The sequence below is a fragment of the Myroides sp. N17-2 genome (assembly GCF_002286775.1).
Taxonomy (GTDB): domain Bacteria; phylum Bacteroidota; class Bacteroidia; order Flavobacteriales; family Flavobacteriaceae; genus Flavobacterium.
Genome location: NZ_NSGJ01000008.1, coordinates 1 through 17,546 on the forward strand (window position 1 = coordinate 1; position 17,546 = coordinate 17,546).

Here is a 17,546-nt window from a genome sequence, read left to right on the forward strand (position 1 = left end):
AAGTTACATTTGTCATAGAGAGAGTGTTTTTTGGTGTGCAACTCAAAGATAATTTGAGATCCTTAATTTACTCTCTTTTTTTTTGCCTTTTTTTAAGCGTTTAGGACGCTATTGATTCAAAATATCTTCATTACTTCTTTCTTTAGCATTAAATCTCAAAACTCTCTCGTATTCATCTTTAGAAATGAAAAGCTCCTTTATATCTAACCTATGTAGATTCTCTAAATACAAATAAAGTACTCTGTAGATAATAGGATCAACGTTACTACCATTTAAGAAGTCAAACATCATTTTATTGAATAACGCTTCGTTATTTTGATTAACGTTTAATGGCTTCTTAGATTCTATATGAACAGAAAATATTGCTGTCGTCAATAACACATCATTTTCAACTATGATTTTGATGATATCGGCTTTTTGCTGTTGTGTTATTGACTCCAAAAACTGATGAATACACTGGTAGAAGTGTTTACTTTGTTTTGCTTGAGCATACTCTTCCATAGATAAAAAGTACCCTTCAGATAATTTGATCCATTCATCTTCAATGACGACTTCTTTACTACTTGTTAAAATCAAGTTGATTAGTGGAACTATAACTGAATAATATTCTTTTGTTTTCATCAGCAATTAGATTTTAAAGTTTCTATTGAACATATCCTTATCAGTCTAATTCTTCCTTTCTTGACGTGTCGAATCTTTCTCTTGTTTAAATGCATCTTGAAAGATCTGTAGATCACTACGATGAGTTGAATCTTGCTCTCTTGCATTTAGATTAGCATTAAAGATACTGTCTTGTTTGTTTCTTTCTTTATAGAAAGCCTCTATACGCTGTTGCATACGTTTTAGACTTTCTTCCGCTAATTGCTTTTTTGTTTTCTCTTGTGCTATTGATGTAATAGAGAATAGAATTGATAATAAGAATACTGATTTTTTCATAGTGCCTTGATTTGTAGTTAATAAAAAAGCGTGGAACTAAAATCAATCGGAAACGGAGGTACTAGGATACCTTACACCACGACGACTCAGCCCACGCCAATATAAGGCACGGGCGTAAGTCTGTCGCTTTTTGGTGTATTGAGAAGATTCCTAGTTTTCCGTTACCAAAACGACAGCTCACGCTTGTTTGTAATATTTTCTAACGCAAATGTAGGAAATTATAGGTAATACTGAAAATGGTCTTTTTCTTTTCACAAGCTTTAATAATTTCATAGTTTTTCGTTACCATAAGTTTCTTAAATAAGAAACTTATGGTTAATTTAGTACTTATTAATTTATCCAAAAATGAAAACATATCCATTAGATCAAATTATTCAAGAACAAATAGGTTCTATTGGCACGAAGAAGAGAGATTTATTCGAATCTAAGATTCAATTTGAATTGATAGGTTCAAAAATTAAAGCTATCCGAAAAGAGAAAGGACTTACTCAAACTCAACTTGGTGAGCTCGTTGGAGTTCAAAAAGCTCAGATTTCAAAAATTGAGAATAATACATCTAATGTAAAGATTACGACATTATTAAAAGTATTGAATACTTTGGATGCTAAGCTGACTTGGGAGATTGAAGAAGAGCGTATAAAGTAAGTAACTTCTCTCAATTTTATAATAGTCTTACTCTTTTCTTTTAGTTTCTTATTTTTATAAATGCTATTTTAGCACTAAAATCTTATTTTATGAAAACTTTTAAAATTCTTTCAATAGACGGAGGTGGAATAAAAGGTTTATACTCAGCAAGAATACTTGAAAAATTTGAACAAAAATTCAAATGCAAAACATCAGATCATTTTGATATGATTTGTGGTACTTCAACAGGTGGTCTTATTGCTCTTGCTTTAACTAGTTTAATTACTGCTGAAAATATTTGCAAATTCTATGAAGATAAAGGAGAAATTATATTTCCTAGTTCTAAAGAATTCAAAATTCCATTTTTAGGAAAAACTAGCAAACGAGGAATTAAACAAATATTATGGAAAGGAAAATTTGAAAATGAAGGCTTAAAAAAATCATTAGATGAGATATTTGGTGATAAAATAATTGGTAATGCAAATAATCTATTATGCATACCTAGCTACTCCGTGACAGAAGCGAAACCTAAAGTGTTTAAATATGATCATAAAGAAGGTAACTTGTCTCGTGACAATAGAGCTAAGATGGTTGATATAGCTTTGGCTACATCTGCAGCTCCAACATACTTCCCAATGGCTGAGTTACCATATTATAATAATGAACAATTTATTGATGGAGGTGTTTGGGCTAACAACCCAACATTAGTTGGTCTCTTAGAAGCCTTAAATAATTTTGTTGGAAAAGATAAAGAGTATAAAAACATTAAAATACTATCATTAAGTAGCTTGAGCATTACTGGTGGAAATGCCACAGGATTAAAGAATGAAAGGTCTTTTAAAGATTGGGGAGCCAATTTATTTGAAACATCCATGAATGGTCAATCTTTTTTTACCGATTTTTTTCTTTCAAAAGTTAAAGAAATATCTGATATAGACATTGAATACACGCGTATACCATCTGCTGCCATTTCGAAAGAACAAGAAAGTATAGTCCAATTAGATGTAGCTAATAAAGAAGCATACAATTTAATGAAAATTAAAGCAGATGATCAAGCTTTAATATATGAAAAAACACCAGAAATAAAATATTTTTTCACAACTCCAAAAACCTATATAACTAATGGCTAATTTACATGATACATTTATAGAATTTAATGATATCGTTAAACTGAATTCTACTAAAAAAACCTCACTTAGAAAATCCAGAAATTCAATTCGAGATGATATAAAAAAATATTTTAACGATAAAAGAGAAAAACATTCCGTAAGTTTTAAAGGACAAGGTTCTTTTATGATGAACACTACAATCAAACCAATATCTAATGAATTTGATCTAGACGATGGTGTTTATATTTTCGGAAAAAAAGAAGATAGACCGACACCTCAAACTGCTCATAATTGGATTTTTGAAGCAGTTAAAAATAGAACAAGCTCCGAAAGTTTAGATAAGAACACTTGCGTGAGAGTAATCTATAAAAGTGATTATCACGTTGATTTACCAATTTATTATAAAGTAGATAAATCGGATGATGAATTTACTTTAGATGATGAAGTTCCTGAATTAGCACATTTATCGAAAGGATGGATTCAAAGTGATCCTTACGCTTTTAAGAAATGGTTTGATGAGCAAGCTAATGGTAAGCCACAGTTGAAAAGAATAGTTAGATATCTAAAAGCTTGGTCAGATAAGAAACAAGATGATAACGCAAAATTGAGATTTCCTAGTGGAATGATATTTACAATATTAGCTTCAAATAATTTTGTACAAGATGAAAGAGATGATATCTCTTTACTAGAAACAATGAAAGCTATCCAAAAAGAAATTGATGACACTAGATTTGATTATGCTTATTACGACTGTTATAGGCCAACTATAGATGAGAATGAGAATCTTTTAGATAAATATAATGCTAAAACTACTAAAGAAAATTTTCTAAATGCTTTAGATTCATTTATAAAATCTGGTGACCAAGCGATTGAGCTAGAATCTAAAAAAGATGCTTGCGCCAAATGGCAAAAACATTTAGGTGATCGTTTTCCATGTTCTTCTATTAAAGAAGAAGATTCAAAATCATCTGCAAAAATTTTCTCTAGCCCAGATCAAATTGGATTTGATAATAAATCTGCATAACTTATGATTGATAAGGTACGTGAATTAATTTCTAAAACTGAGAATACTAAGATTATAAACACAAAAGATATTGTAGGAAACAATACTATTAAAAAATATAATCAAGTTATATTAGTTGAAACTGAATTGTCTTTAAATAATGGTTTAAAGATAATTCAGTTATACATTGCCTTTAAAGAACCTTATTCTGTTTATTTACCTAAAATATATATTGATGAAAAATCATACGAAGAAATAAAATATCTTCCACATATAAATGGTGATTTAAGTATTTGTATTACTGAAGAAAGTGATAGTTTCTATTTTAATGTAGAAGAGTTACCTCAAATTGTTGTACAATTAATTTCTAATGCAAAAAAGATTCTGCGAGGTGCTGATGATGAAAATTATTTAAATGGTGAATTTGAAAAAGAGTTTCAAGCTTACTGGGATATTCAATATTCTAGTAAAGATAAATCACAAGAAATAGGGCTCGCTTTAATCGATTCTGATAATTTTGAAAACTTAAAAGGAATTAAGTTTGTTCAGGAATTTGGTATTTATAAATACTTGGTATATAATGAAAGTGACGAATTTACCTTGTTTAAAGATTATTTAAAATTTAGAAACATTAAATATCTTGAACTCCAAGTTTATTCAGCAAAATTTGACGACTTTAAACCACCCTATGATTCATCTATTCATAAATCATTAGATTTCCTAGATGGCAATAGTGATTTTAAAAATGAAATTAATAAGTTAAAAGCACATGATTTTCTAGTTGTTTTTAAAAACAATCATAATGAGCTATTTGGATGGTCTTATCCAATTATTAATAAAGCAATTAAAGGATTTAGACCTTTATCAAATTGGCAGTTTTTAAATTTAAAATTGTCAGAGCAATATTATATTGAACGAATCAGTTTTGCTAATATCTCTCCTAAGAGATTAGATGTTAGAACTAGTGGAATAGAAATTAATAGAAATCTAAAGGTAGCAATAATAGGTTTAGGTAGCGTTGGCTCGAATCTTTTACATTATTTAACTAAGTTTTCAATTTCGGAATACTGTATTATAGACCCCGATATTCTGAAAGTTGAAAATGTATTTAGAAATAAATTTGGTTTTAATTATTTAAATAAATTTAAAGCTTCTATTAGTAAAAACGAAATCTTGTCAAAAAATCCATTTACCAAAGTATTAAGTTTTAATAAAAACATTATAGAGATTTTAAATAACTCTTCTACAGCTTTAGAACAATATGATTACCGTTTTATTATTTTAGGAATTTCAAGAATTGAAAAATATCTAATTGAACATTTTATTAATATAACATCTAATAAACCTGTAATTCTAATCTGGGTTGAACCATACATGGCAAGTGGTCAATTAATCTATTTACGTCCTGATGATTTTCAAAAAGGAATAGATTTAATCAATGAATATCCTTATCATGTTTTAAAAAAGAATCAAAACTTATCAAAAAGAGAAGGTTCCTGTCAAACAGGATATATGCCATATTCTGATATGCACTTAAATTTATTTTTGAGTAGTATAAATGTGATACTCTATAATCTTATGATTGAAAAAAATAACAATACTTCTAAAATATTTTCTTGGATTGGAAATATTGATGAATTAGAAAATTTAGGTTTTGAATTTGAAGGAATATATAAAAATAAAAAATTTACAATTATAGAAAATGAATTTTAAAAATTATAAAACAAGTACATTAGTTTCCTTTATTGTAATTTTAGCAATATTTTGTAATTTTATTTATTTACAGCTAGACGATTTCTTAATGCAATTTCCTAAATTAAAAGAGATCTCAAATTATATTGAGTTCTTATCAATTTTAGGTTTAATGACATTAGTAATTAAATTAATTGATTCACATTTTTGGGCATTTGAAATAACAAATCTCATTATTGAAATTCCTGATTTAAATGGAAGATATGAAGGTATTATGACTTCATCTTATATTGATTCTGAGACACAAGAACCAACACAATTAGAGTGTGTTATGGAAATAATCCAAAATGCCTCTAGTATACATGTTTTTACTTATATCGGAAAAAAAGGTATTCTAACATCAAGCTCTGAGACTATTTGTGAAGTTTTAAAGAAGAAAGAAAATGGTTTTTACACACTCTATTACAATTATGGAAATAACTCAAATTTAAATGTAGAATTTAATGATCATAAAGGAACAGCTTATTTAGAATTCTTTCCTGATATAGTATCATTACGAGGTAATTATTTTAATGAGAGAAAAAATAACGGTACAATAGATGTGAAGTTAGTATCTAAAAAAATAATTGGACGATTCAATGAAAAATAATAAACTAATAAAGATAATTGATTTAATAATTAGTTCTAATAAATCTGACTTCACTGGATTAGGAATTATTATTTATGAAGATAAATTAGACTTACCTATTGAATCAATGAATGATAATTGTTGTTTAAAAAATTTAATCGATGAATCAGAAAATATTTCTAGCTTTTTAACAAAAATCAGTAACAAAAACAATGATTGTCATGATGGTTTTCATTTGATAAATAGTGATTTTCAGCTTACTGATATTTCATTTTATTTTTCAACACCTATAATATCTAATATAAAACCTAAGAAAAAAAAAGGAAGCAGATATAGAACTGCCTTTTATGGTTCGATGCTCAAAAACATTGTTTGTACAATTTCAATTAGTTCTAATATGGAAGCTTATATATTTATTAATGGAAAAGAATATACTATAGATGAATATAGAATGCTATAATTTTACTCTATCTTTATCGGATATAGTTCTGAATATCTTTAAAAAGCATGTTCAATATGATGTCCATTTACCTGAGTCTGGAGGTATTCTTACTGGTAAATTATACGAAGACTTAGTTGAAATATTAAACTGTTCAGAACCTACAGTTTCAGATAAACAATCTAGATATAATTTTAATAGATCATATAAAGCAGCTCAAATTTTTATTAATGAAAAGTTTGAGAAATCTAAAGGCAAGGAAATATATTTAGGAGAGTGGCATACTCACCCAGAAGATAATCCAACCCCTTCAGTAACTGACATTAAGAACTTTACAAAAACTATTTCTAAGAATAAACTAAACTCCAATACTCATTTTATGATTATAATAGGGATAAAAAGTATATATATAGGAATATACACAGAACGTAAATTAATTGAAAATAAAAACTTTATTATTGAATAATAATATAAATTATACTAAAAATGAGACTTATAAAATCTACTTTCAATAACTTCAGATGTTTCGAAAATTATAGTTTAGAATATGCTAAAGAATGTACTGTACTCATTGGTAAAAATGGCTCAGGAAAATCGAGTATATTATCAGCTATTCGAAGAGGAATGAGTTTTATGTTTGCTCAACCTAAAAATTTTGATCTATATCTTTCTACATCTAATAATTCAAAAGCAAAAGCATTCTATGCTTTAGAAGCTAATTTTGATCCGATAATAAGAACTTATAAATATCCTATTAAAAATACTTTTTCTGCTATTTATAAAGAAAGTGAACTTAATTGGTCTATGGCAATAAATGGTGAAGGAAAAGGTTTACTGTCTTCAAATTATTCAAATAGTTTAAATACTATACTATCTGACTATAATAAAAATCCAACTAGTAACTTGCCCTTGTTAGCTGTTTTTTCTGACTCATATCCACACCAGTTAATTAACTTGGGCGCAAAAGTAAAGAAGATTATCAATAATAATATATTACCAAGAGATTTTGGATATTATGGTTGGGATGATAGAACAAATTGTATTGAAATATGGATTGAACGATTTAATAAGATTTTTTTTGAAGAAAAAAATCTTTTGAATGAACTTGATAAACTTGAAAATTCAAAAAAATCTTTTGAAGAAAATGGTAATAGTGAAGAAACAGTTAAAGCTAAAGATACAATTCAAAAATTAGAGGAAACAATTTCTACACTTAAAAACACTATAGTGTTTAAAGAATTCCCTGAAGAAAGAAAATTTGTGCAAGATATATTGATTAATTTTACAAAAAAGACAAATTCCTATTCAGAATATGCAGGATATGATATAGAATTAATTAAAGTAGACGCGCATAAAATAGGGAATAAAAAAACTTTAGAATTTACATTTTCAGATGGAAGGATAATGAATTTTGATACTTTACCAATGGGGTACAAAAGGCTTATTTCAATTGTTTTTGATATTGCGTATCGTTCTTATACATTAAATAAAAATACTAATACAGAAGGAATAGTATTAATTGATGAATTAGAATTACACCTTCATCCTGCATTACAACAAGATGTCTTACAGAGATTTAAGACAACTTTCCCTTCCCTGCAGTTTATTATCACAACACACTCGCCTATAGTCATCACTAATTTAGAATTAAACGATAAGAATAAAATTATAAAATTAAAACAAGAGAAAAACAAGTATTCATCTGAAGAAGTTGTAAACACTTTTGGTCTTGACTATAATGATGGAGTTAGTGAAATTATGGGAGCGAATTATAGACAGGTTGAAATTGATAAACTAATTGACACTATTGTGATTCTTAAAAAATATGACAAATCAGATCAAGCTGAAAAACTATTAAATAAATTATATGATATAGTAGGATCTGAGAATCTTCATATCAATAAGGAAATTAATAAAAGAGTAAATCAAAATAAATAAAATTAATTATGATTTATTTAGATAAAACAAACACTTCGGCCATAAAATATGTAGAAGACTTTATTAATAATAATTGGCTTCCTTATAATGATAACGATGATTGTAAATATATAAATATTGATTTTCGTGATATAAAAAATCCTGTATCAACTTTTAAAGCTTTCTTTGTTGAAGAACAAGAGAATATATGTTGTTACTGTAGTAGAAAAATCTTAAATGATAACAATACAGAATTAGAACATATTATTCCTTACGCTTTATCTGATATACTAGAATTTCAACTTTATTATGACCTGAGTCCTATTTTAGAAAACAATGTAATGCCTCAGGATACTTTCATAAATACGCTTACAAAACGTATACTTCCTAAGTATCCTCATCGTATTGCATATCATAACATAGTCGCTTCATGTAATGGACAAACATTTAAAGGAAGTGAAGGTTTTACTTGTTGTAATCGAGAGAGAGGCAATGAATTCATTCCGCCTTTTAATTTAATACATAATAGTATTTCTTATCTTAAAGATGGAACAATTGTTTATTTAGAGGATTTAGAAAACCAAAATGGCATTAATATTTTAAATCTTAATAAACCCTTATTACAACATATTAGAAGATTATGGTATTTATTTTCTTTATCGGATTTAACTATTAATGAAATTTTTCAATACGAACTTCCTTTAGATGAACATATAGTTATCAATGCTATAAATCATTCACCACAAATTGAAAAAGATACAAACCTATTAAAAGTATTTACAAATGGACTATGGGATATTTTCACGCAATATTCTTTCTTTTTCAATTATTATAGAATAAATTATCCTTCTAATTAAACACCACATCCGCATCATATAATCCATACAAAACCCTGTAAATCAAAGTATATAAGATATTTTATCGAAAAAATTAAAATAAGTACATCTAAAAGTATCTTATATTACTAAATGTACTTATTCTGTACTAATTAGAGTAGCTAATTGACTGTATATTAGTATAGTATTACTTTCTGTATCGGTAAATAAAACAACAAAAACCCTCTACATGGGAGATGTAGAGGGTTTTTTTGTGCAACTGTATTTCCTTAATCAAGTTATAGTAAAGAGAGAGATAAACAATAATTGTGCGCGATTGTTTATTTAGTAAATTGGCTACTATCTCACTTGGGAATTGTAGCATACAGTTACTTTTAAGTTTTGTAGCCTAGGCTACTATATTTATATTACGTAAAGTCTAGTTAAAAAAAGCAGGAGTATTAATCACCTTAGCGCTATAGTTAAGCATGGGGATGTACTCTTGACTTTTGAGCAAATGTTCATATAAAGCTGTCGCTTTTTACAACAAATAGTAGTATTTGTTGTCCGTCTTATACTTATACAATCTTGTTTTTGGGGGAAGAAGTACCGTATCTTTTAATTATGGTACAAAATACGAAATTTATACGGATAAAGAATATGATTTAAAGCAGTTATTCTTAATTTAAATTGTTGTATATTAAGGAGTTTGGTAAAATCACCATACGTGATGGGTATTTCGGTCTGACCGTGCCACTCATTTCGGTCAAATGGTGCCACTTTGAAAAGTCTTACAATAATACAAAAAAAGTTACATCAAACTTTAAAAGTTTGTCTTTCTCATAGAATCACCGTTAAGTTCAATTCTATGAGAAGAGTTTACGATACGATCTAAAACTGCGTCGGCTATGGTGTTCTCGCCAATTAGTGGATACCATGCAGATACTGGTATTTGAGAAGATAGAACAATTGAGGCTTGATTATACCTTTGATCAACGATATCGAAGAGTACTTCCCTAATAAGATTATCAAAGGGTTGTAATCCAAAATCATCAAGAATAAGTAAGTCACATTTGAGTATTTTCTTCATTTCTCTTTGGTAAGTGCCATCTATTTTACTTGATTTAAGTAGATTAAAAAGGTTAGCTGTATTAAAATACAGGACTTTGTGTTCCATTAAACAAGCTTGATATCCCAGTGCTTGTGCTAAATAGCTCTTACCAACACCACTAGCTCCTGTTATGATAATGTTTTGTTTTTTAAGCATAAAATCTAATGTTGCTAATCGGCTAAACATATTCTTATCTAAACCTCTGTGATGGGTGTAGTTGATATCAGCTATACTGGCATTTTGCCTAAAATTAGCTTGTTTGATTAGTCTTTCTACTTTTCTATTCTGTCTGTTTTCATATTCGTGATCAGTTAATAATGCAATGTATTCATCTATAGTAAAGGATGTTGTAGTACTGTCCTTTAGGTGTCTGCTGTGCAGTGTAGCCATATCGTTTAATCGCATAGCTTTTAGTTTTTCGATCGTTTGATTGTTATCCATATAATTGATTATTAAAGTTTATTGATAAGAAGAAGCTCCTCTGATGTTATTATGTGAAGGGATGTGAGGAGTATCGGCATTGAGTTCTTGTATCGTTTCTTGGTTTAGATCCATCTTGTTCTTAAGGATGTTTTGAATATGGTTATAAGTAGCAATATTCTCTTTCAAAGCAAGTTCGCAAGCTTTGTCAAGTCTATGTGAACCATAGCCGCGATGTAGTTGTATAATCCCTAAAACTCGCTTATAACCTATCTCTGGATATTCAACATTATCCAGTGTTTTTTCAACGCACTTAACCACATTCTCACCATGTGCTTTAGCTTGTTTTTTAAAGTACTCAGGGCTCCAACTAGAATAAAACTGATGTGTACTAGATAGATGTTCCTTATCTGTGGTATAAATTCCTTTTGCAAAACTTCTTTTATGTGATGCTATGCGCAAATGATTGTAATAAATTTCTACCGTAGTATTGGTGTAATGAATAGTGGTTTGATTCCCTATATAGCGATATGGGACACTGTAGTAGCTCTTATCAGGTGAAAAATATACATAGCCTATCTTTTGGACTTTAGCTGTCTTATAATCCTTGATTTGATAATTAGTACTTGGTAAAGGTTTAAGGTATTGTCTTTCTATGGATTGATAAAGCTCTACACGACTTGCTTCTTTGCGTTGAAACAGAAGTTGATTATAATAAGTTAGTCTATTTCGTATCTCTGCGTTTAGTTCTTCTAAGCTAAAGAATGTCATTTCTCTAATGGGATAAGATATTCTTTGATACACTAGGTGAACTGCATTCTCTACAAGGGCTTTATCTTGTGGAGAGTAGGCTCTAGTTGGATTTACAACACATCCATAATGAGAAGCAAAGTCTTTAAAACTTCTATTTATTTCAGCCTCATATTTACTAGAACGAGAAACAGCCGATTTTAAATTGTCTGATACAATAGCAAGAGGAACTCCTCCATAAAAACTAAGTGCGTTAGCACAACATATTATCAAATCCTCTTTTTTCTGACTCTGACAGACTTGCACATAGGTGTATTGACTATGAGGTAGAATAGCTACAAATACTTCTACAGGTATTATTTCACCAGTACTTTTGTCAACATAAGAAAGTTTTTTACCTGCAAAGTCGATATACATTTCTTTTCCAGGTTCATGTTCTAATTTCATAGAACCTTTTATCTCTTTATACTTTCGATTATAGTGTTCCATAAACTGAGTATAACTATAGGGATTTACAACTGTATCAGCGTATTGACTATAATGATATAAAAAGGTAAAACCTGGGTGATTACGAGCTTTATTAACTGTTTCGAAGTACAGCATCAACTGGTTATGACGTTGTGTATCAACAGTTGTAAAACTTGAGAAAAGCTCTGATAATTGAGGTGTTTCAAACGATAACAATTGCTCTAATGAATAATCACTAGCAGCAAATAATTGCATATAGGTATTAATGGTGTTGCGGGAAATACCTAATGTATTGGCTATTTTTCGGTTGCTATAGCCATCTAAATGCAAGGTAATAATTTGTTTTAAGTCCATTGGATCAAGTTTATTAGCCATCTCTTATCGTTTTATAAACAACAAGATAGATGTAATTAACTTTCCAAAGTGGCACGGTTTGAACCGAAATAACTTTAAGAGTTATTTTTAGTGGCACAAATCAAACCGGAAATTGGCACCATTCGAAACGGAATAATGGCACGGTTTGACCGAAATAGGTGGCACAAGTACTCCGAAATCACTGGCACTAATCGAACCGTAATATCCACGTGAAGAGCGTGACGGTTTTATCACCAAATATCATATTACTTAGTCGTACTTGAGGCTTTTGGAACCTGTTTATTTATCCCAAAATAGGCAATAGACTAATTAGCTTGTAGTATTTAGTCTTTGCCTATTTTGGGTGTATATGAAGCTATGCGTTTTTTAGCATTGTCTCTGCTACAGTATCATAATCCAAGATAAGTGTATTCTCTGGTTTATATGTTTGTTGCCAAGGGAAGTTTACAATAGAAATCTTTTGAGTAGCGCTTTCATCCCATTCGGTATGAAGGCCGTTTTTATTTAGTATCTCTATTATTTTTTTACCCACAGCGATAGAGTCCTCATCTTTCTCTGAATTCATATCTTGGAATGCAAGTGTTAAGAAAGGATCTTTCTCTCTAAACGCACGTTGTAAGTCTTGTTCGTGGTAGAAGCATATCCCTGCTGACTTTTTACCTTTAGCCACTAGTTTTGTCTCTACTTGTTCTACTTCATAATATCCATCATCTACTGTATATCCTGTATAGTGAAGCGCTATGATATTGTGTTCGACTAATTGATCAAATGCCTTGATTAACTTTTGTGTAGTAGTAGGAACGTGCCAGTTTTTACTAGCTTTAAGAAGTTGTCTCTGTTCCTTTTGGATCATTTCTTGTATCCATTTGTCACTTACTGTACCTTCCAATTCATTATCGCGAATCTCTTCAGCGATAAATTCTGCTATCTCTTCAGTATCCCAAAACCCAGATTTAACTAAATAGCTTATAGAGTCAGCTATAAATTTTTGTTCTTCTGTCATATATGTTATTTTTTTAAATTTTTAAATGGGTGGTTATCCTCTGTCCACAGTGGTGTGAAGTGACTATCTACCCATTGTGAAGTAACTTGATTAAAGTTCTCAGGAGACCACTTCGGAGACTGATCTTTATCGATTAACAGTGCTCTAACTCCTTCAGAAAAGTCTGGATGTATAGTAAATTGACAAGTTAGGTTAAGCTCAGATCTAAATACTTCTTCTAAACTGTAGTTTTTACTCTCACTAAGTTGTCTAAATATTACTTGAGTAGAAGTAGGTGAGCCTTTAGTGAAGAAGGCATATCCTGCCGCAACCCATTCATCAGTCTTGGCTAGAGGCTCCACGATAGTGATGAACTCCTGTACTGAAGTGATCCCTTCTAATGCAGTTATTAGAGGCTGGTGCTCCATTGCTTGTGATAGAGGTAAGTCAGTCGTAGCTGTGCTTGCTTGTTCTAATAAAGCATTGATCTTTTCTGTAAGGTTATCACTACTACTTATTTGTATTAAATCATTTACAAGTGTTTCTTTTGCAGTAGAAGGTAGGCAATAGTCCGCTATACCTAGATATAAGGCGTCTGCTGCCGTAAATCTAGTTCCTGTTAGCCCAAAGTACATTCCATAGGCTGATGGCATCTTATTTAGGAAATAGGAAGCTCCTACGTCGGGATATAATCCTATGCTGATCTCAGGCATCGCTAATAAGCTGCGTTCTGTAACGATGCGGTGTGAACCACCTGCTAATAGACCTAGTCCACCACCCATCACGATACCGTCTCCCCATATAATTATAGGTTTAGCATACGTATGGATTAGATAATCGACACTGTATTCTGTAATAAAGTATTCCACACATAATGGAGGTACTTGTGTAGGATCTATTAAACGCTGCTCTTCTATAGCACCGCGTACTTGGCGAATATCTCCACCGGCACAAAAGGCTTTCGGTCCCGCACCTTGCAAGAATACACAGGTAATGGCATCGTTATGCAGCCAATCTTCTAGTGTTTGCTTTAGTGCGGTGACTATTTCTAAAGACAATGCATTAAGTGATTTCTCAGAATTAATAGTTATAATCCCTAAGTTGTTTTTTATATCTGTAAGTACTACACTCATAGTCTAAATGTTTTGTTTATAGGTTTTACCCTAGCTATATCAAAGTAACAAAGATAATCATACCAAACTGAACTTGTAAAGTAGAATCACTTTTATATGATAAGGTGTTGTGGCTTATGAGGTAATGTAAGCGAATACCTCTTATACACAGGGCTGTCATAACCTATTTACCTCATTCTTTCTGTTCCACTCTGATATCTGAAATTTCTAAAATAGAACGTGCGCCATCAATTATTCCAAAAGGTGAAGTGGGTGTATATTCTTTTTTATCTCCTTTTTCTTTTACCTCTTTAGGGTGTTTTATTATTTGTTTATTTATTCGACGTGTATAGCCTGGTGGGGTCCACTTTTTTAATTCCCCTTCATTGAAGGGGTGCCTAACAGGCGGGGTAGTCTCTCCTTCTTTTAAAGGTAGAGAACTTTCTGCTTCGGTAGTCGAAACCACCTCTTCTAGATACTGTTTTAAAGCTATTTCTTGTACTTGTTCAAGAGGCATAACCTCTGTTATTTCTTGTTGTCTGTTACCAGTTTCCTGCTCCCCGTTCCCCGTTTCCTGCTCTCCGTTCCCTGTTTCCTGTTCCCCGATAAGCTCTATCATCCCATGAAAACAGCTGGTACTATGTATGCTACCATCAGCAGACTTCCACATACTCCAAAAGTAAACTTTCCCTTTATTCCATTCTTGAGGTAGGCTGAAGTGAGCATATTTATCCCCACGATTTCCTATGTTAGGAATCGCAGTGAACAGATCCAAATCTTCGTTATACAGCATCATTGTAAGGGAATCGGTATCTAGTGTCAAGGCATTAACCAAGCTATTATCCCATTGCACTTTGAATTTGCCTGTTTTGAGGATATTGATTTTTCTAATCACAGCAGGAGCAAGGTTTCCGATAGATAAGATCGTTTTTTCTATAACGATATGTTGTAAGCCATCGATTATCGTAATGCCTTGCTTCATCAGTCTTGAGATCATTTGTTCTTTTCCATTCATCCATTTTTCACCATTGTGAACAGCAGGACAATGCGCATTGACAAAGTCTCTAAACTTGCTAGCATAGGTAGATACTAAACTCATCTTGTCCCACTGAAGTAATTGTTTCGGGGTTGCCTTTTTACTTGATTTTCGAGGTTTAGTGCGCAAATAATTTACTCCTCTCCAAATACATCCTACTACTGGACCTATTTTTCCTCTTACTGCACCTAGTATTCCTTGTTTAATTTCTGCCATGATCTATGTTTTTTTTGTGATGTTGTGATTTTGTTTTTTCGTGATGCTGTGATGTTGTTTTTCGTATTTGTAATATATAAAAATCAGCATACCAAGCACATAACTAATGAAAAATATTTATAGAGCATTCAGCCCAGTCATACTCTAGCTTGATCTTGATTAGCAGATAAATAGATCGGAATAAAAAGAGAAAAATGTACATCCATTTAGTCAAATACCGCTAATCTTACCCTCATTTTACTTCAAGAAAGTCTTAGTGTAGTTGTCCCACTAAAGGACAGTAAAAGATGAATAACAAGAGGATAGACGGGCAAAAATTTCTCAGCCCCTGTATAGTCCTAGTATTCTCCTATAAATGTCCTACAATTGTGTATCTGTACCCTAATTTACTAGGATTAAAGGGTGTTTTAGATAATAGAGGTAATTGGTGGTTATGAGTTAATGTGTTGTTTATTAGTTCATTGTGTTTAATGCTGTTTGAAAAAAATGTGCAAAAAAGCATGAGGGCATTATGCCAGATCGTCTGTAGAGCAGGTAGGTGAAAAAAAGTGATGTTTTAGAAAGGTGAAAAAGTGCTTTTATACTAAAAAACAGAAACTAATCTAAGAAAAGTGCGTGAAATAATGAGAGATGTAATTTAGGACTAACCCCAATTGCATTAGCTAAATATAACAATGCAATACTACTTTATAGCTCTTTCATTAGCTCTGGAGCTATACTATAATATGCTTGTATTGCTAATTCAAACCTATCTTGTAGTTTATATGTCTATCGAGTATTTCGGTTTTAAGGTAGTTCTATTGCTTATTTACGTCAATTAGAAATTACCATATGTCAAAATATTTTTACCACATGCTGATTCTATTGTTTGTTTGCACCAAAATGAATTAAATGAAAGCAATAAAGTATTTAGTAGTCGCTATAACATTGTGTTTAGGGATACTATCTGTGCAAGGGCAGAGCAAGTTTTTAGGAGAGTTTAAGATGGATTACGTACCGATGTCTAATTACATCAGACCGATTGATAGTGTGAAGACCGATTCTAAGAGTGATTTTAAACGAGCTGAATTAGCGATAGAGATTCCTATTTCGACTACTACAGATCACAGGGGAAAACCTAAAGTGTGGTCTATTGTGGGATATGGGGCATATGCTAGGATGGGGCATAAGGATTATGAAGAGCCACTATTTCCATCAGAGTTATTAAATGCTAGTATAGGAGTGAAGCACATCCGATCTATTGGTGATAGTTGGTCTTTAATGATTATGGGGTCTGTAGGGGTGTATACTGATATGGAACAGATTAATAAGGATGCTATATTAGGACAAGGGGGAGTCTTTTTTATTAAACACTTCCGACCTAATTTTGCACTTGGAGGAGGACCTGTTCTGACAAATAGCTTTGGGGTGCCGATGGTGCTACCGGGGATATATATTAACTGGGAGACGATGGGAGATTTTTACGTGAAGGTAGCTTTCCCAAAAGGAGTAGAGGCAGGGTATAAGTTCTCAGAGATGCTTAAGCTCAGCGCTGCTATTGATCTTCAAGGGATGACTGCTATCGTCAAACAAGACGGGGAGACAAAATTGCTAGGATTTCAACAGATAGTAGCAGGGTTAAGACCTGAGATCAAGTTTAGTGATAAGATGACTTTATCACTTACAGCAGGAACTACTTTAGTGAGATCATTCTCTTTTAATGAGAGAAAGATTAAAAATATCTTTAAAGAGAAGAAAGAAGCTGACCCTAAGTTCTCAACGACTTTATATGCGGCAGTATCCTTTAAATGGAGTTTATAATTTGCCCTTAAATCTGCAACTACCATTTACTGCGAATAAATTTTACTTTACATAGCTTCAATTAGCTCTTAAACCACACTACAGTGTGCTTTACTCACTAATTTTGCTCTGTT

Annotated in this window: 17 protein-coding genes; 10 read left to right on the forward strand and 7 right to left on the reverse strand. The window is 31.1% G+C overall.

From position 1 onward, the window contains the following. Positions 1-108: 108 nt before the first annotated feature. The gene (locus CF599_RS05230) at positions 109-621 is read right to left on the reverse strand and encodes a hypothetical protein (protein ID WP_121964992.1); all 513 of its coding nucleotides are present in this window, start codon (positions 619-621) and stop codon (positions 109-111) included. A 45-nt stretch (positions 622-666) separates the two neighbouring features. Beyond that, positions 667-936 (reverse strand): hypothetical protein, encoded by a 270-nt coding sequence (locus CF599_RS05235; protein WP_121964993.1) that lies wholly within the window; start codon positions 934-936, stop codon positions 667-669. A gap of 345 nt (positions 937-1,281) precedes the next feature. Between CF599_RS05235 and CF599_RS05240 the strand changes: the two genes are divergently transcribed. From CF599_RS05240 to CF599_RS05280, 9 genes are all read left to right on the forward strand, one after another. Further along, positions 1,282-1,581: a helix-turn-helix domain-containing protein gene (locus tag CF599_RS05240; protein WP_121964994.1), complete on the forward strand. Its 300-nt coding sequence runs from the start codon at positions 1,282-1,284 to the stop codon at positions 1,579-1,581. Positions 1,582-1,670: 89 nt separating this feature from the next. Next, positions 1,671-2,690: a CBASS cGAMP-activated phospholipase gene (locus CF599_RS05245; protein ID WP_121964995.1), complete on the forward strand. Its 1,020-nt coding sequence runs from the start codon at positions 1,671-1,673 to the stop codon at positions 2,688-2,690. Beyond that, positions 2,683-3,693, forward strand: coding sequence for a cyclic GMP-AMP synthase DncV-like nucleotidyltransferase (locus CF599_RS05250; protein WP_121964996.1), 1,011 nt, complete (start codon positions 2,683-2,685; stop codon positions 3,691-3,693). The genes CF599_RS05245 and CF599_RS05250 overlap by 8 nt, the downstream gene beginning before the upstream one ends. 3 nt (positions 3,694-3,696) lie before the next feature. Continuing rightward, on the forward strand, positions 3,697-5,385 hold the full coding sequence (locus CF599_RS05255; protein ID WP_121964997.1) for a ThiF family adenylyltransferase: 1,689 nt from the start codon (positions 3,697-3,699) through the stop codon (positions 5,383-5,385). Then, positions 5,375-6,013 carry a hypothetical protein gene (locus tag CF599_RS05260; RefSeq protein WP_121964998.1) on the forward strand — a complete coding sequence of 213 codons (639 nt, stop codon included), beginning with the start codon at positions 5,375-5,377 and terminating at the stop codon, positions 6,011-6,013. The genes CF599_RS05255 and CF599_RS05260 overlap by 11 nt, the downstream gene beginning before the upstream one ends. Continuing rightward, positions 6,003-6,452 carry a diadenylate cyclase gene (locus tag CF599_RS05265; RefSeq protein ID WP_121964999.1) on the forward strand — a complete coding sequence of 150 codons (450 nt, stop codon included), beginning with the start codon at positions 6,003-6,005 and terminating at the stop codon, positions 6,450-6,452. Before CF599_RS05260 ends, CF599_RS05265 begins: the two co-directional genes overlap by 11 nt. After that, the gene (locus tag CF599_RS05270; RefSeq protein WP_121965000.1) at positions 6,433-6,897 is read left to right on the forward strand and encodes a Mov34/MPN/PAD-1 family protein; all 465 of its coding nucleotides are present in this window, start codon (positions 6,433-6,435) and stop codon (positions 6,895-6,897) included. Before CF599_RS05265 ends, CF599_RS05270 begins: the two co-directional genes overlap by 20 nt. A gap of 20 nt (positions 6,898-6,917) precedes the next feature. Continuing rightward, positions 6,918-8,369, forward strand: coding sequence for an AAA family ATPase (locus CF599_RS05275; RefSeq protein WP_121965001.1), 1,452 nt, complete (start codon positions 6,918-6,920; stop codon positions 8,367-8,369). Between the two features lie 8 nt (positions 8,370-8,377). Then, the gene (locus CF599_RS05280) at positions 8,378-9,205 is read left to right on the forward strand and encodes a hypothetical protein (protein ID WP_121965002.1); all 828 of its coding nucleotides are present in this window, start codon (positions 8,378-8,380) and stop codon (positions 9,203-9,205) included. A gap of 781 nt (positions 9,206-9,986) precedes the next feature. On the opposite strand, the gene istB is transcribed toward CF599_RS05280, so the two are convergent. From istB to CF599_RS05305, 5 genes are all read right to left on the reverse strand, one after another. Continuing rightward, positions 9,987-10,715 carry an IS21-like element helper ATPase IstB gene (gene istB, locus CF599_RS05285; RefSeq protein ID WP_121965003.1) on the reverse strand — a complete coding sequence of 243 codons (729 nt, stop codon included), beginning with the start codon at positions 10,713-10,715 and terminating at the stop codon, positions 9,987-9,989. 18 nt (positions 10,716-10,733) lie between these two features. Next, positions 10,734-12,287 carry an IS21 family transposase gene (istA, locus tag CF599_RS05290; protein ID WP_121965004.1) on the reverse strand — a complete coding sequence of 518 codons (1,554 nt, stop codon included), beginning with the start codon at positions 12,285-12,287 and terminating at the stop codon, positions 10,734-10,736. Positions 12,288-12,642: 355 nt separating this feature from the next. Next, a complete protein-coding gene (locus CF599_RS05295; protein ID WP_121965005.1) occupies positions 12,643-13,290 on the reverse strand; it encodes a hypothetical protein in 648 nt (215 codons plus the stop codon). 5 nt (positions 13,291-13,295) lie between these two features. Continuing rightward, the gene (locus CF599_RS05300) at positions 13,296-14,402 is read right to left on the reverse strand and encodes an enoyl-CoA hydratase/isomerase family protein (RefSeq protein ID WP_121965006.1); all 1,107 of its coding nucleotides are present in this window, start codon (positions 14,400-14,402) and stop codon (positions 13,296-13,298) included. A 172-nt stretch (positions 14,403-14,574) separates the two neighbouring features. Continuing rightward, entirely contained in the window at positions 14,575-15,633 is a 1,059-nt protein-coding gene (locus CF599_RS05305) for a DUF6266 family protein (protein ID WP_121965007.1), read from the reverse strand. 891 nt (positions 15,634-16,524) lie between these two features. Here CF599_RS05305 and CF599_RS05310 point away from each other — a divergent pair. Continuing rightward, positions 16,525-17,433, forward strand: coding sequence for a DUF6268 family outer membrane beta-barrel protein (locus CF599_RS05310; RefSeq protein ID WP_121965008.1), 909 nt, complete (start codon positions 16,525-16,527; stop codon positions 17,431-17,433). The last annotated feature ends 113 nt before the right edge of the window (positions 17,434-17,546 follow it).

Coding starts and splice junctions, on each gene's coding strand:
- CF599_RS05240 (WP_121964994.1), top strand. CDS start 1,282: ATGAAAACATATCCATTAGATCAAATTATTCAAGAACAAATAGGTTCT.
- CF599_RS05235 (WP_121964993.1), bottom strand. CDS start 936: ATGAAAAAATCAGTATTCTTATTATCAATTCTATTCTCTATTACATCA.
- CF599_RS05230 (WP_121964992.1), bottom strand. CDS start 621: ATGAAAACAAAAGAATATTATTCAGTTATAGTTCCACTAATCAACTTG.
- CF599_RS05280 (WP_121965002.1), top strand. CDS start 8,378: ATGATTTATTTAGATAAAACAAACACTTCGGCCATAAAATATGTAGAA.
- CF599_RS05270 (WP_121965000.1), top strand. CDS start 6,433: ATGAATATAGAATGCTATAATTTTACTCTATCTTTATCGGATATAGTT.
- CF599_RS05310 (WP_121965008.1), top strand. CDS start 16,525: ATGAAAGCAATAAAGTATTTAGTAGTCGCTATAACATTGTGTTTAGGG.
- istB (WP_121965003.1), bottom strand. CDS start 10,715: ATGGATAACAATCAAACGATCGAAAAACTAAAAGCTATGCGATTAAAC.
- CF599_RS05255 (WP_121964997.1), top strand. CDS start 3,697: ATGATTGATAAGGTACGTGAATTAATTTCTAAAACTGAGAATACTAAG.
- istA (WP_121965004.1), bottom strand. CDS start 12,287: ATGGCTAATAAACTTGATCCAATGGACTTAAAACAAATTATTACCTTG.
- CF599_RS05250 (WP_121964996.1), top strand. CDS start 2,683: ATGGCTAATTTACATGATACATTTATAGAATTTAATGATATCGTTAAA.
- CF599_RS05295 (WP_121965005.1), bottom strand. CDS start 13,290: ATGACAGAAGAACAAAAATTTATAGCTGACTCTATAAGCTATTTAGTT.
- CF599_RS05260 (WP_121964998.1), top strand. CDS start 5,375: ATGAATTTTAAAAATTATAAAACAAGTACATTAGTTTCCTTTATTGTA.
- CF599_RS05265 (WP_121964999.1), top strand. CDS start 6,003: ATGAAAAATAATAAACTAATAAAGATAATTGATTTAATAATTAGTTCT.
- CF599_RS05275 (WP_121965001.1), top strand. CDS start 6,918: ATGAGACTTATAAAATCTACTTTCAATAACTTCAGATGTTTCGAAAAT.
- CF599_RS05305 (WP_121965007.1), bottom strand. CDS start 15,633: ATGGCAGAAATTAAACAAGGAATACTAGGTGCAGTAAGAGGAAAAATA.
- CF599_RS05300 (WP_121965006.1), bottom strand. CDS start 14,402: ATGAGTGTAGTACTTACAGATATAAAAAACAACTTAGGGATTATAACT.
- CF599_RS05245 (WP_121964995.1), top strand. CDS start 1,671: ATGAAAACTTTTAAAATTCTTTCAATAGACGGAGGTGGAATAAAAGGT.